Source organism: Tabrizicola sp. BL-A-41-H6, from assembly GCF_050632395.1.
Classification (GTDB): Bacteria; Pseudomonadota; Alphaproteobacteria; order Rhodobacterales; family Rhodobacteraceae; genus JAUYQR01.
On the sequence record NZ_CP192600.1, the window covers coordinates 2,671,594 to 2,684,630 of the forward strand.

The 13,037-nt window shown below is 65.8% G+C and carries 13 protein-coding genes; 5 read left to right on the top strand and 8 right to left on the bottom strand.

Annotated features, from left to right (window positions below):
* Window positions 1-4 precede the first annotated feature (4 nt).
* Genes ACROUL_RS13050 through ACROUL_RS13065 form a run of 4 tightly spaced genes read right to left on the bottom strand, consistent with a single transcriptional unit; the run spans window position 5 to window position 3,557 of the window.
* Window positions 5-1,066, bottom strand: a complete 1,062-nt coding sequence (locus ACROUL_RS13050) for a maleylacetate reductase (RefSeq protein WP_431299899.1) — start codon at window positions 1,064-1,066, stop codon at window positions 5-7.
* Window positions 1,063-1,707, bottom strand: a complete 645-nt coding sequence (locus ACROUL_RS13055; protein ID WP_431299900.1) for an alpha/beta hydrolase — start codon at window positions 1,705-1,707, stop codon at window positions 1,063-1,065. The genes ACROUL_RS13050 and ACROUL_RS13055 overlap by 4 nt, the downstream gene beginning before the upstream one ends.
* Entirely contained in the window at window positions 1,708-2,670 is a 963-nt protein-coding gene (locus ACROUL_RS13060) for a VOC family protein (RefSeq protein WP_431299901.1), read from the bottom strand.
* Window positions 2,671-2,672: 2 nt separating this feature from the next.
* Window positions 2,673-3,557 carry a dioxygenase gene (locus ACROUL_RS13065; RefSeq protein ID WP_431299902.1) on the bottom strand — a complete coding sequence of 295 codons (885 nt, stop codon included), beginning with the start codon at window positions 3,555-3,557 and terminating at the stop codon, window positions 2,673-2,675.
* Between the two features lie 117 nt (window positions 3,558-3,674).
* On the opposite strand from ACROUL_RS13065, the gene ACROUL_RS13070 reads away from it, so the two are divergent.
* On the top strand, window positions 3,675-4,601 hold the full coding sequence (locus ACROUL_RS13070) for a LysR family transcriptional regulator (protein ID WP_431299903.1): 927 nt from the start codon (window positions 3,675-3,677) through the stop codon (window positions 4,599-4,601).
* Here the strand turns inward: ACROUL_RS13070 and ACROUL_RS13075 are convergent.
* Complete coding sequence (locus tag ACROUL_RS13075) at window positions 4,598-5,293, bottom strand: NnrU family protein (protein ID WP_431299904.1); 696 nt, start codon at window positions 5,291-5,293, stop codon at window positions 4,598-4,600. The two genes, ACROUL_RS13070 and ACROUL_RS13075, sit on opposite strands and share 4 nt — an antisense overlap.
* A 151-nt stretch (window positions 5,294-5,444) precedes the next feature.
* Between ACROUL_RS13075 and ACROUL_RS13080 the strand changes: the two genes are divergently transcribed.
* Window positions 5,445-5,660, top strand: coding sequence for a DUF1858 domain-containing protein (locus tag ACROUL_RS13080; protein WP_431299905.1), 216 nt, complete (start codon window positions 5,445-5,447; stop codon window positions 5,658-5,660).
* 25 nt (window positions 5,661-5,685) lie between these two features.
* A complete protein-coding gene (locus tag ACROUL_RS13085; RefSeq protein ID WP_431299906.1) occupies window positions 5,686-6,867 on the top strand; it encodes an NnrS family protein in 1,182 nt (393 codons plus the stop codon).
* Here the strand turns inward: ACROUL_RS13085 and ACROUL_RS13090 are convergent.
* Window positions 6,848-7,543, bottom strand: coding sequence for a Crp/Fnr family transcriptional regulator (locus tag ACROUL_RS13090; protein WP_431299907.1), 696 nt, complete (start codon window positions 7,541-7,543; stop codon window positions 6,848-6,850). The genes ACROUL_RS13085 and ACROUL_RS13090 overlap by 20 nt on opposite strands.
* 98 nt (window positions 7,544-7,641) lie before the next feature.
* Between ACROUL_RS13090 and ACROUL_RS13095 the strand changes: the two genes are divergently transcribed.
* Window positions 7,642-8,076 (top strand): pseudoazurin, encoded by a 435-nt coding sequence (locus ACROUL_RS13095; RefSeq protein ID WP_431299908.1) that lies wholly within the window; start codon window positions 7,642-7,644, stop codon window positions 8,074-8,076.
* Between the two features lie 133 nt (window positions 8,077-8,209).
* Here ACROUL_RS13095 and ACROUL_RS13100 read toward each other — a convergent pair whose 3' ends face one another.
* The gene (locus ACROUL_RS13100; RefSeq protein ID WP_431299909.1) at window positions 8,210-9,025 is read right to left on the bottom strand and encodes an SUMF1/EgtB/PvdO family nonheme iron enzyme; all 816 of its coding nucleotides are present in this window, start codon (window positions 9,023-9,025) and stop codon (window positions 8,210-8,212) included.
* A gap of 78 nt (window positions 9,026-9,103) precedes the next feature.
* Window positions 9,104-10,252, bottom strand: coding sequence for a copper-containing nitrite reductase (nirK, locus tag ACROUL_RS13105; protein WP_431299910.1), 1,149 nt, complete (start codon window positions 10,250-10,252; stop codon window positions 9,104-9,106).
* A gap of 181 nt (window positions 10,253-10,433) precedes the next feature.
* On the opposite strand from nirK, the gene ACROUL_RS13110 reads away from it, so the two are divergent.
* Entirely contained in the window at window positions 10,434-12,956 is a 2,523-nt protein-coding gene (locus ACROUL_RS13110) for an HWE histidine kinase domain-containing protein (protein WP_431299911.1), read from the top strand.
* The last annotated feature ends 81 nt before the right edge of the window (window positions 12,957-13,037 follow it).

The following is a 13,037-nucleotide window of genomic DNA, read 5'->3' on the forward strand; positions in this document are numbered from 1 at the left end:
TTTGTCAGTTGGTTGGACGGCGTCCTTCATACGCCGCCTGAAGCAGGTTTCGCATCTCGTCGCGGCTGAAGGGACGCGGGTTCCAATAAGCGTTCGTCAAGGCAATCTCGGCTGCGCGGTCCAGATCGGGTTCCGTCAGCCCAAGTTCGGCCAGCCGCATCGGCGCGCCAAGCCGCTGCGCGAAATCCCAAAGCCCCTCGCCCGCAGGATAGCCGAACACATCCGATATCGGCGCCAGAAGATCGGGCACCGCCGCTGCATTGAACGCGGTCGTGTGCGGTAAAAGCACCGCGTGCGTCTCGGCATGCGGCATCCCGAACGATCCACCCAGCACATGCGCCAGCTTGTGATGCAGCGCCATCGACACCTGCCCCAGCATCGTCGAACAGCACCACGCCGCATAAAGCGCATCCGACCGGGCCGCGCGGTTCTGCGGGTCGGCCACCAGCACCGGCAGCGCCCGGTGAAACGCCCGCATCGCATCGCGGCACATCGCCTCGACCACCGGGTTGCGGTCGGGCGCGTAGAACCCCTCCATCGCATGGGCGATCGCGTTCAGCGCCGAGGTCACGGTCAGCGCCACCGGCAGACTCAAGGTCAGGTCGACGTCATAGATCACCACCTCGGGACGGATTGCAGGATCACGCCGCGTGGTCTTTGCCCCATCCGCCGTCTCGCCCAGAATGTCGGTCATCTCAGACCCTGCGTATGTGGTCGGGATCACCACTTGATCGGCCCCGTTCCTGACCGCAATCGCCTTGCCCAAACCGGTCGTCGATCCGCCGCCAAGGCTGACCACGCATGTCGCCCCCGACGCGCGATAGGCCTCAACCGCCGTTTCGGTCACATCGGTCGGCGTGTGCATCGCCGCCCCCGCGAACACCCCCACCGAAAGCGGCCCCAGACTGTCGGCCAACGCCTGCGCCTCATCCTTCTGATGCGGCGTCGACAGGATCAGCGCACGCTGATGCCCCAACCGCTTCACCTCGGCCCCAACCTGCCCGAGAGTGCCAGAACCAAAGATCACCCGCGTCGTCAGCCCCGGAAAGGTGAAATCCCGCGTCATCTCGGTGCCTCCATCCGGGGCGCTTGCCCCGCGCCGAGATCGGCCAGCATCGCCGCCAGCATCGCAATTTCCGCCGCCGACACCTCATGCGCGCGGCCTGGAAATACATCCGCCCGCAACGCAACCCCTTGCGCGCCCATATCCGCAGCCGCTTCGGCAAAGGCCGACAGCGGGATCCACGGATCTCGGTCGCCACCGGTCAGATATACCGGCAGCCCTTCTGTCGCCGCCGAAGGCCGGTCATCACTCGCCAGCCCAACCCGGCACCCAGTCAATGCCGCCACCGCATCCGGGCGCGCGCGCCCCGCCGATGCAAGCTCCAACGACAGGCACCCTCCTTGCGAAAACCCCGCCAGCAACAGGGGCCGCGCACTCACCCGCCTCAGATCGGCAATCGCCGCCTCCACCTGTGCCAGCGATGCCGCCAGTTCCGCCCGCGTCACGTCCGTCAGCGCATCCACCGCGCGCGCCAGATACCAGCTTCCCCCCGGCGCGCGCGGCAGAAGGTATGCCACGTCCTGCGGCAGATGGCGGACCACATGATCCACCATCGCCTCGGGGGTTTGCCCACGGCCATGCACAAAGACGCAAAGCGCCCTTGCCCCGGCCACTGCGGCCCCGAAATGCAGGACGTCAGCCATTCAGAAATCCGCCGCTTCCAGGCCCTGCATCAGCTCGGCCCGGCGATCCTCGAACCATGGCGGGAACACCAGCGACTGCCCGATGGCATCTGGTGCCTCGTCCTTGGCCCAGCCCTCCGGCACCGTCCACGCAATCTCGAACAGGGCACCGCCGGGGGACCGCACATACATCGACTTGAAGTAGTTGCGGTCCTTCTGTTCGGACACATCGGTAAAGCCCATACCCTCCAGACGGGCCTTCAGCGCGACCTGGTTCTCCTCGGTCCCGGTGTTCAACGCAAAGTGGTGGATCGTGCCGCCCGCCAGCATCCAGGTGCCCTGCTTCGACGCGCGATCCTCGATCACCTCGACCACCGAATGCGGGCCTAGGTTGTCGGGCACCGAATACATCCGGCCTTCATCGCTGTTGGCTTCCAGCTTCAGCCCGACCCCGCCTTCGACAAATTCGTTCATCGAATCAATGTCGAAGACTGCGACCCCAGCGCCATAAATGCCCCGGATGGCAGTCTGCGCCGTGGTCCCCGCCGCAGGGTTCACGATCGGCGCGCGGGTATCGCCGGGGTTTTCCACCAGCTCGTGCGGAATCCCGCAAGGATGCGCAAAGATCACCCGCGTCAGGCCGAACCGGCTGCCCTTGGTCGCAGGGATGCCACGGGCGTTCAGCCGGTCCACCCAGTAATCCGCCGCCCCGACCGGGATCGACTGCATGATCGTGCGGCTCTGGTTGGTGCCGCGACGGCCATAGATGCCGGGTTTCTTGAACGGGAACGTGGTGATGATCGTCGACGCATCGCCGTGCTTGGACCCGTAGTATAGGTGATAGACCGGGATCGTACCGTCAAACAGCACCGTGCGTTTCACCGAATAAAGGCCAAGCGTCTTGGTGTAGAAGTCATAGTCCTCCTGCGCGCCATCCGTGGACAGAGTAAGGTGGTGGTAGCCACTGACGAGAGCCTGGGCCATGTTCAGCCTTCCTTTCGTTTGGAGTGTGAGACGGATGTCGCAACCGCACGGCTGCGCACCAGAACAAGCGTAAGATCAAGCGCGTGCCGCCCCGCGCCCAAGGGGCGGAAATCGGCCAGCAATTCCGGGCGCACACCGAACAGCGCGTCATGGCCGATGGCGGGATCGGCGCGGTCGAAGATATGCGTGGTCAGCGTCTCGTATCCCGGCGCCATGACCCGGAAATGCAGATGCGCCGGACGTTCCAGCCTGAGGCCAAGCGCGTTCAGCAACCGCCCGACCGGGCCATCTTCGGGCAAGGCATAGCCCTTCGGCTTCACCGTCTGGAACGTCACCCGCCCTTCGGCATCACCGCGCAACCGGCCGCGCAGGTTGAACTCGGGCTGCAGGTCAGGGTCCTGATTTTCATAACGGCCCAGCGCGTTGGCCTGCCAAACCTCGACCAGCGCGTCGCGCACCGGCTCGCCGTCAAGCCCACGCAAACTCACCTCGACTGCAAGGCTTTCCCCGATCCCGTCGCGCGACAGGTTTGCGCCGAAGGGAAGGTCCGGCACATCCTCGCGGTAGAACGGCCCCGGAAGGGTGTTTGGCGTGGCCCCGTCGGGACGCGGGCAGTTCATATCCTCGACACGGGTGGAAACACCGATCACATCGGCCAGCAGCACCCATTCTTGCCGCCGCGCGTCAGCGCTGTGGCCGACATCGGTCAGAAACTCGATGACCGCGCGCAACTCATCCGCCGAGGGTCGCAGGTCCGAGATCAGGTCATGGATACGCCCTACCACCGACAGAAACGCTTGCGGCAACCGCGCATCCCCTGCCTGCGCCAAGCGCAAGGTCAGGTCGGACAGTACGTCAGGCAGCTTTGCATCAGCCGAACCATCCATCTGTCCCCGGACCTCCCCTTCCGCAAGAAAGAAAATGGCGCGTTTCGATGAAAAGCTGGATGATAATTGCGCGCAATACTATATCACATTGCTATGAAGCTAAGCGAAGCACACCTGATGCAGCTTGCCGCCGTGCTGGACGCGGGCAGCGTCAGCGCCGGTGCGCAAGCCCTCGGCCTTACCCAACCTGCCGTAAGCCGCTCGCTGGCGATGCTCGAGGCGCGGATCGGCGAGCCTTTGTTCGTCAAGGGCCGCCGCCCGTTGCAAGCGACCGCCCTTGGCGCGCAACTCGCGGCACATGGCCGCGCCATCCTCACCGCCTCCCGCCGCGCCTCCGACACCGTCAAAGGCTTCATGACCGGCACCAAGGGTCTGGTGCGGGTCGGCGGCGTGCCGTTCTTCATGGATGCGATGATCAGCCGGATGGTCGCCGATTTCCAGAACCTCGAACCCGACGTGACCGTGCAGCAAAGCTACGGCAACCTGCCTGACCTGTCGGGTGCCTTGGAAAACGACCTCATCGACCTTGCCATCGTGCCAATGGGCGCCCTTGACGCCGCTCCGGGGTTCGAGTTCACCGAAATCCTGCCCGGTCGCAACATCGTGTCCTGCCGCCCCGGCCACCCCTTGCTGCGCAAACGCCGGCTTCAAATCTCCGACCTCGGCGATTACCCGTGGGTGGCCCCCCTGCCGGGCTCGCCCCTCATGTCCGACCTGCATTCCATCCTTCTGGCCAACGGCATGTCCGACATCAACATCCGCTATTCCGGCGGCAGTTTGATGAGCGTGATCAACTATATGGCTGAAACCAACGCACTGGCCGTGCTGCCCTTTTCGGTCGTGTTCGCCCAGCGCAAGGAAAACCGCATCACCGTCCTGCCGCTTGACATCCCGCAACCAAACCGCAGCCTTGGCATCCTGCGTCGCGCGGTGGGGCAGCGATCGCAGGCGGCCGACCGCTTCGCCAGCCATGTCCGCACCGCGTTCGATGACCTGAAACACCTGATCAAGCGGCACGAAAACGCGGTTGTCTGGGGCCGCTAGGGCACCGGCCACGGCGACACCCCGATCACCAGGGGATGCAACGCCAAAAGCACCCCCCAGACCAACCCCGCCAACACCAACCGCCGCAAAAGCCCCCGCCCCTCGGCCCGGCGCCACCCCCCGTCCGCCAGCGCCCCTAGCCCAAGGATCGGCGCTGCGCGAAACAGCCGCGCCACCTCGGCCTCAGGCAAGGCCGCCTGCGCCCGTCGGTCGCACAGCACCATCGCGGCAAGGCTCATCCCGGCAAAGCCGCCAAACACAAGCAAATGCGCCACATCGCCATTGGCAACCAGATGCGCCCCCGACCACAATCCCAGCGCCAGCAGCAAGGGATGCCGGCCAAGCCGCGCAAGGCCGGGCACCGCCGGATCAAACCCCTCCCCCCGTCGACCGAGGGTAAAGGGATACCGGCTGCCCATCCCGACCGCCGCCAGCAGCACCGCCACCGGCATCGCCGAAAACGGAACCCACCGCGTCCAGGGCTCAGGCAGCCACAGTTCCACATAAGGCGCCCGCCCCGCCGCCACGATCATCCAGCCCTGCAGCACCAGCGACACCCCGCCATAGGCGACGAAATACCCCCGGCGCCCCATTCGCACGATCAACCGCTCACGCAGCCCGCCCAGCGACGGTACGAAATGCGACGCCGCGAACACCGCATAGGCCAGCACCAATTCCGTCCAGCCCCCCATGTGCCACCTGCCCTTTCGCGCCCAGCGGCCAAACTTCGCCGCTCTCCGGATCTACCGCCACCTCAACCGCCAGACGTTGCGCCAGCACAACGACGCCCCGCCCTCTGCGCCGCAGCCTAGGGCAATGGCACAACACAACCCCGGAGCCACCATGCGCCGCCCCAACATGGATGATCCCGACCTGCCCCTTGGCGTGATCTTCGATCACTGGCCGCAGGTGGCCTCGGAATTTCTGGGGCGTGGCATGGCCTGCGTCGGGTGCCCCATCGCGCCGTTCCACACCGTGATCGACGCCTGCCACGAATACGGCCTCGACGAGGCCACCTTCCGTGCAGCCCTCACCGCTGCGGCCACCAAACTGCCCTGAACGCCCCATCCGAAAGCCAAGCCCCATGCGCGCCCAGAAACCCTACACCGGCCCCACCCTGTTCAGCTACGGCTTCCGCCCGCTGTTTCTATTGGCCGGAACCTTCGCCGTCCTGATCGTGCCGCTGTGGATGGCGGTCCGGTCCGGCCAGATCACCCTCGCCGGCCCGTTTTCCCCCACCGACTGGCACATCCACGAAATGCTGTTTGGCTACACCTCTGCGGTCCTCGCAGGGTTCCTCTTCACCGCGATTCCGAACTGGACCGGCCGGATGCCGACGCGTGGCTGGCCCCTGATGGCGCTGGCGGCGCTATGGGCAGCGGGGCGGCTTGCCGTGGCGGGCGCCCTTGGCCTTGGCCCGGTCGCGGTCATGGCCGTCGATTGCGCGTTCCTTGCCGCCATCAGCGCGATGATCACGGTCGAGATCGTCGCCGGACGGAACTGGAGCAACCTTCGCGTCGTCGTCCCGGTGCTGCTCTACCTCGCCGCCAACCTAACGTTCCACATCGAGGCGATGGTGGCAGGCGCGGCAGACTACGGCCGTCGGCTTGGCTTTGCGATGGTGGTGCTGCTGATCGGGTTGATCGGCGGACGGATCATCCCCTCCTTCACCCGCAACTGGCTGACAAAGCGCGGTTCCGGGCCGCTTCCCGTGCCCTTCGGCCGTTTCGATGCCGCAAGCCTGCTCCTGACCCTCGCGGCGCTTCTGGTCTGGGTCGCCTTGCCCGAAACCGCCCTTGCCGCCGTTGCCCTGATCGTGGCCGGTCTGGTGCAGGCGGTCCGCCTGTCGCGCTGGTGTGGCTGGCGCACCGCCGCCTCGCCGCTGCTGTTGATGCTGCACGCAGCCTTCGCCTTCATCCCGCTCGGGCTGATCGCGCTCGGCCTTGCCGCCTTGGGCGCGCTCCCGGTTGCCGTGGGGCTGCACCTTTTGGGCATCGGCGGCATCGGCGGCATGACCATCGCGGTGATGATGCGCGCCTCGCTTGGCCACACCGGGCGCGATCTGCAGGCAGGCCCGGCCCTGACGCTGGCCTTCACCGCCGTCGCGCTGGCGGCGCTGGTGCGGGTGCTTTTGCCCTCTGAACCCGGCCTCTGGGCGGCGGCCACGCTCTGGACGCTGGGCTTTGCTCTGTTCGTCGCCCGCCTCGCCCCGATCCTCACCCTGTCGAACGTCAGCCGCCGCGCACCTAGCCCGCAGCCCCGCTAAGCATCACCAGCCGGTGTGGTGCGGTCACCGTGATCTTGCGCCGCTCCGACAGCACAATCCCGTCGCGTTCCCACGCGCTCAACAGCCGGCTGACCGTGTGCAGCGTGCTGCCAGTCATATCCGACAGGTTCTGCCGCGTGATCGGCAGGCCGATCTCGATCCCGCCCTCAACCTTGCGCCCGGTCTGCGTGACAAGCCGCAGGATCGCGTTGGCGATGCGCTGCTCCACCTGCTGCGTCGCCATCTCGACGATGCGGTTGTTCATCTCGCCCACCCGCTCGCCCACGACCTTGTAGGTCTCGGTGGCGAAACCCTCGTATTTCTCCACGAACACTGTCCAAAGCCGGTTCGGCCAGGCCAGCGCCACGCAATCATCTGCCGTCATCGCCGTGGCCGGATAGGTGGTCCGCCCAATCGCCGCACCAATGCCGAACAACTGCCCCGGAGCGATATGCAGCGCGATGATCTGCTCGCCCCCCGGCGTGGTCCGCACCACCCGGATATGCCCGTCCAGAAGCAGGAAGAACCGCTCCACCGGCATCCCTTCGCTGAACACCGCCACCCCGCCATCGAACCGATGCGCCTGTGCCGCATCAAGGATCTCGCGGATCTGCGGCCGCTCCAGCCTGCGAAACGGCGGAATATTGGCCAGCAGGCTTTCGTCAAGTTTATGCAAACGATGCTTCCTATGTTGTGGCAGCACAACGAACCGGGCGCGACCTTAGCCTAAAAAAGGCTCAAGACCAATCACCACCGCTCCCGAAAGGATAAGACATGTTCCCGAAACTCATCGCCGCCAGCCTGGCCGCCCTCCTGCTTTCCCAGGCGGCCAACGCCGCCAACATCGAGGTGCACCTGCTGAACAAGGGCACTGATGGCGCAATGGTGTTCGAGCCGGCCTTCGTGAAGGCCGCCGTCGGCGACACCATCACCTTCATTTCCACCGACAAGGGTCACAACGTCGAAGGGATCGAGGGGATGCTGCCTGAAGGGGTCGAGGAATTCAAAAGCGACATGGGCAAGGATTTTGTCCTGACCCTGACCGCCGAAGGCCTCTACGGCGTGAAATGCACGCCTCACTACACGATGGGCATGGTCGGCCTGATCCAGGCCGGCGCGCCGGTCAACCTCGACGCGGCCGCCGCCGTTACCCACAAGGGCAAGGCGAAAACCCGGTTCGAGCCGCTGTTCGCCCAGGTCGCCAAGTAATCCCTTTCCAGAACGCGCAAAAGGCGGCCTCCGGGCCGCCTTTTTGCTTGCGCCAGCAGCCGCTCACGGCACTCCGCGGTGCTCCTCTGAGTGCTATGGCGAGCGCACGGGTGCGCGGGCCAGCGCCCCACCCTCAGCCCTTGGCGCCTCGCACCAGACGAAAGCCAAGGTAATCCGGCGGCACACCAGCGGCGCAGCCACCCGACCGCGCATCACGGATAAAGTCGATGATGAAGGCGCGGTGCTTGCCCTGCACCGCGCGCACCCCGCAATAGGACGACAGCGCCGCGATGCTGCTGCCATCCGCGCTAAGCGTGCCGTTCTGAAAGCAACTGTCGGTCCATTCCCAGACATTGCCCGCAATGTCCGCGACACCCCGGTCGTTCAGCCCGAAATGCCCCAAGGGATGGTGGGCCAGATCCGCGTCACCGCGCAGCTTCACCTCGCGCTTGTAGCTGGCAATCCAGCGGCGCGACGGGTCGGGCGCCAGCGACGCAGCGCCAAGCCCGTCCTGCACCGCTCGGTCGCCTGCCGCCCGCAGCCACTCCGCATCGCTCGGCAGCCGCCAGACCTCGCCTGTCCGGCGCGACAGCCACGCGGCATAATCCGTCGCGTCGCGGTAGTTCATGCTGGTCTGGGCCGCGCCCGCCGCCCCGCCTGTGGGGGCCGCGCTGCAGGCACCTTCGGCGACGCAAACCGCATAATCCGCCTCCGACACCTGGTATTTCATGATGTCCAGCGCGCCGACCGCCCGTTCATCCAGCGGCGCGTCGACGATCTGCGTACCCTGGCGAAACTCTCCCGCCGGGCGGTAGCTTTGCACACCCGCCGCGATCCGCACCGTCTCGGGCGGCTCGATCGGAGTGGTGCGGGGCCACGATAGCAACGTGCTGCCAGCAACCAGAACGGCTGTGGCGGCACAAAGACCAAGGGCTGCACGGCGTCGCATTGTCACCCTTTCCGGCCAAGAAGAATGAAGCGGGGCGGCCAAGAGGGGACCGGGCCACCCCGCCAAGGTTCCGGTGGTTTACGGCAGCGCGCTGCGGCCTTCATGCAGCGCATCGTATTCCATCGGTGCCACGACCTGTTCCATCAGATCGTTGTTCCAGGTGCCGCCGACGATCACATGCGCCGTGGCCCCAAGGTTAACCGCCTCGATCAGGTTGTGGTTGACGTAGGCGTAGACCCCCGGCTGCAGGAAGGTGTACAGCGCCGCCCCCGCCGATCCGCCCCGGATGAACCATGTCTCCTGATCCCGCAAAGGCATGTTGTTGAACTTGCCATGTTCCCAGACCAGATCGCCGTGCCCGCCGATCAGGTGCGGGCGGCTGTCGCGGTTGGCCTGGCTGTGGACGAACAGCACGGTTTCCCCCTGCTCGGCCTCCAGCGCGCCTTCCCCGGTCAAGGCACCTACCCGCCCGTTGAACACCACGTGGCTTGGCACCAGCTTGTTCATCACCTCCAGCATGTCGGCATAACCTTCGCCTGCATCGGCATAACGCTTGAACGTGCCATCCTCATTGCGCGGCACGTAGAAATCGCTCTCGCCGATGTAATACATCCGGTCGTAAGTGACAGGCTTGCCCAGATGATCCTTCAGCCCGTCGCGCGGCAGCACCATGACGCAGCCCGACATGCCCGAAACCACGTGCCACGGGATCATCGGACCGCCCGGCGCGCAGTGGTAGACAAACACGCCGGGGCGCGTAGCCTTCCAGCGCAGCACGGTCTTTTCGCCGGGATTGATCAGTGTCAGCGACCCGCCGCCCAGCCCGCCCGTGGCGGCATGGAAGTCGATGTTGTGCTGCATCATGTTCTCGGGCGAGTTGTACAGCGTCAGCTCGACATAGTCGCCCTCGTGCACCACCATCATGGGGCCGGGAACCGATCCGTTGAACGTCATTGCCTGAACCCAGGCGCCTTCGTCCAACTGCAACTCCTTCTCGACGATCCGCATCTCGAATTCCACGATCTCAGGCCCGGTGGTGGCCACCTGCTCGTGCGCATGCACAAAGGGCGGGCGCACCAGCTTCACCTTGCGGCGCGTCAGGCTGGAAAGATCGACCGGCGGCGCGCCAGACGTGTCGGTCACCTCCTCGGCACCGGCAGTCTTGATGACGAAGGGGGCGGCAGCAACCAGGGCGGCCCCCATCATTGCGCTGCGTCTCGTGAACATCTGCTTTCCCCTTGTTTGAAGTGTCCTCAGCGCCAACCATAGCCCCGGCGCCGCCACGCTTCCTTGTGCTGCCACAACGTTCGGTGCGATTGGCACGGGCTTGCGCAAATTCGGGCCGCCACCACCCGCGCCCCCAGCGATGCGTGTTGTGCTTTGGCCGCCCATCTGCAAAAAACTTCCTATGCAGGCACCAAAGCGGACATTTTCGGTTCCCCCGGTCGATGGCGCGGCACCTGTGACCTCCGCCGCAAAAGACATCGACGCATCCGGCACTGGACGCGTGGTGCTTTTGTGGGTCCTCTGCCTCCTGCCGATCATCCTGTTCGCGGGCTTTGCCCTCGATCAGCGAAAGGCCACCCTGAGAGCGGGCGAGAATGCCGCCAAGCGCACCGTCCAGGTAATGGAGGAACACGCCCTGCGCGTGTTCGAGGCGCAGCAACTCATCATCGACCAGGTCGACCAGTATCTCGGCGACATGGACTGGACCCAGATCCGCGCCTCGCAGGCGGTCCACCTCCGTCTCAAGGAACTTGCGAAACGCAGCCCCCACGTCGACGGTCTGTGGCTTGTGCCGCCCGACGGCCACACCGCCAACAGCGCTGACTTCTTCCCGTTCCCTGACGTGTCGGTCACCGACCGCACCTATTTCCAGGTGCTCAGCACCCGCGACGAGCTTCATTACGGCGAGATGATCAAGGGCCGCACCAAGGGCACCTTCAACTTCAACCTCAGCCGCAGGCGGTCGCCACGCGACACCTTCAACGGCGTGATCCTCGTCACCTCGTCCCTGCAATATTTCACCGATTTCTGGCAGCAGGCCAGCGAAGGTGATTTTGTCGCCGGCCTGTTCCGGCAGGATGGCGAAATCCTTGCCCGCTATCCGATGCTGGAAAGCCTGCCACGCTCTCTTGGCCCGGACTCTTCCCTGCTCGCCGCCATGCAGCACAGCGATGATGGGGTGCTTCCTTCCATCTCCTCACTCGACGGCGTAGCGCGGATCTACGGTTTTTCGCGCATCGGCGACACGCCGCTTTTCATCGGCTACGGCATTTCCAACGCACAGATCCTTGCCAGCTGGCGCCGCGAAATGCTGCCCATGGGCCTCATCGCGCTGCTGGCGACGGTGCTTCTGGGCCTGACCGCAACCACCATCCTGCGCCAGAACCGCAGGCTTGGCGCCACCGCCCTTCTCTGGCGCCGCACCGCCACCGAACTGGAACGCGAGGTCGACAAGCGCCTTCGCGCCGAAGACGTCGCCGCCGAAAGGAAGCGCCTGCTTGACGAAGTGCGTGGCCTGACCGCACAGCGCCAGAGCATCCTTGAAAACATCGCCGAAGGCGTCATCGCCCTGGATGCGCGCGGCCGCGTGATCTACGCCAACCGCGATGCGACCACCCTCCTCGGCCCGTTCCCCGATCAGGACAACGCCTTCGCGGGCCTCGTCGCCACGGGCCGCATCCGCGCCGTCGATGGCACCGACCTCAGCCCCGCCTCGGCCCCCGACAAAGCCCCGCTGCGCGGCGAAAACCTGGCGGAAACCGAATTCCTCGTCCAAGGCGCAACCGGGCAATCGGCCATCTGTTCGTTTCGCGGCGGCGCGATCTTCGGCGCCGATGGCAAACCCGAAGGCGCCGTCCTCACCTTCTGGGACGTCAGCGAACGCAAGCGCGAGGCTGAACGCCGCGAACTGCTGATGCGCGAACTGGACCACCGGGTGCGCAACATGCTGGCCACCATCATGGCTATGATTCGCATCAGCAACCTGCCGCACCAAAGCAAAGAGGCGTTCATCGCCTCTCTGACCGGGCGGGTCGCGGCGATGGCGCGCACCCACGGCGTCCTCTCCGAAGGCCAGTGGAAAGGCGCCACCGTAGGCCGCATCGTCGCAGACGAAGTCGCCAGCATCGCCGACGCCCGCCAGTTGGTCATCGACGGCGACCCCGACGTGCTGTTGCCGCCGAAACAGGCCGCCGACCTTGCCCTTGCTCTGCACGAACTGGCCACCAACGCCACCAAGCACGGCGCCTGGTCGGTCCCTGAAGGCAAGATTACCCTCGCCTGGTCCAGCGCTGCCTCGGCCGAAGGGCGGCTCCTGCGGGTGCGCTGGCAGGAATCCGGCGGCCCGCCCATTCTGGCAGCACCCTCCCGCAAGGGCTTCGGCACCAGCCTGCTGCACGGCCTGTTCGGCAGCCATGACGGCGTGACGCTGGAATACGCGACCGACGGGTTTTCCTGCGACATGTCAGTGCCGATCGAAGCCGGCCTTGGGCCCCCTCCCTCAGTCGAGGTCCGCGCCCCCGATCTGCAACCCCCATCGGCCGAAGCCCCGCTTGCCGGGGTGCGCGTGCTGGTGGTCGAAGACGAAGCCGTCGTCCGCCTCGACCTCGTGCATATCCTGCTCGACGCGGGTGCGATCATCACGGCCGAAGCCGGGTCGCTTGACGATGGCCTTGACAAGGCCCGGACCCACCCCTTCGACGCCGCCGTGCTGGACCGCAACCTCGGTGGCGTGAGCAGCCTGCCCCTCGCCCGTCTGGCCGAGGAAAAGGGCGCCGCCATTGTCTTCGTCTCCGGCTACCGCGCCGATGCGCACGAGGCGCTGCCCCATGTCGCCGGACACATCCACCTGCAAAAGCCCATTACGCCGAACGGCCTGGTCGCCGCCATCCTCGCCTCCGTCGCCACGCGCCGCAACCGCGCCTAGGCCAAAGCCGGTCCATCGTCCGCGCAACGCCCCTTGCATCGGCGCGGTTTTCGCCTTCACCTGCGAACCGAAGCGCAGCAT

What these genes read in the sequence shown, in the direction of transcription:
- ACROUL_RS13050 (WP_431299899.1), bottom strand. Translation starts at nt 1,066, where the DNA reads ATGACGCGGGATTTCACCTTTCCGGGGCTGACGACGCGGGTGATCTTT.
- ACROUL_RS13055 (WP_431299900.1), bottom strand. Translation starts at nt 1,707, where the DNA reads ATGGCTGACGTCCTGCATTTCGGGGCCGCAGTGGCCGGGGCAAGGGCG.
- ACROUL_RS13060 (WP_431299901.1), bottom strand. Translation starts at nt 2,670, where the DNA reads ATGGCCCAGGCTCTCGTCAGTGGCTACCACCACCTTACTCTGTCCACG.
- ACROUL_RS13065 (WP_431299902.1), bottom strand. Translation starts at nt 3,557, where the DNA reads ATGGATGGTTCGGCTGATGCAAAGCTGCCTGACGTACTGTCCGACCTG.
- ACROUL_RS13070 (WP_431299903.1), top strand. Translation starts at nt 3,675, where the DNA reads ATGCAGCTTGCCGCCGTGCTGGACGCGGGCAGCGTCAGCGCCGGTGCG.
- ACROUL_RS13075 (WP_431299904.1), bottom strand. Translation starts at nt 5,293, where the DNA reads ATGGGGGGCTGGACGGAATTGGTGCTGGCCTATGCGGTGTTCGCGGCG.
- ACROUL_RS13080 (WP_431299905.1), top strand. Translation starts at nt 5,445, where the DNA reads ATGCGCCGCCCCAACATGGATGATCCCGACCTGCCCCTTGGCGTGATC.
- ACROUL_RS13085 (WP_431299906.1), top strand. Translation starts at nt 5,686, where the DNA reads ATGCGCGCCCAGAAACCCTACACCGGCCCCACCCTGTTCAGCTACGGC.
- ACROUL_RS13095 (WP_431299908.1), top strand. Translation starts at nt 7,642, where the DNA reads ATGTTCCCGAAACTCATCGCCGCCAGCCTGGCCGCCCTCCTGCTTTCC.
- ACROUL_RS13100 (WP_431299909.1), bottom strand. Translation starts at nt 9,025, where the DNA reads ATGCGACGCCGTGCAGCCCTTGGTCTTTGTGCCGCCACAGCCGTTCTG.
- nirK (WP_431299910.1), bottom strand. Translation starts at nt 10,252, where the DNA reads ATGTTCACGAGACGCAGCGCAATGATGGGGGCCGCCCTGGTTGCTGCC.
- ACROUL_RS13110 (WP_431299911.1), top strand. Translation starts at nt 10,434, where the DNA reads ATGCAGGCACCAAAGCGGACATTTTCGGTTCCCCCGGTCGATGGCGCG.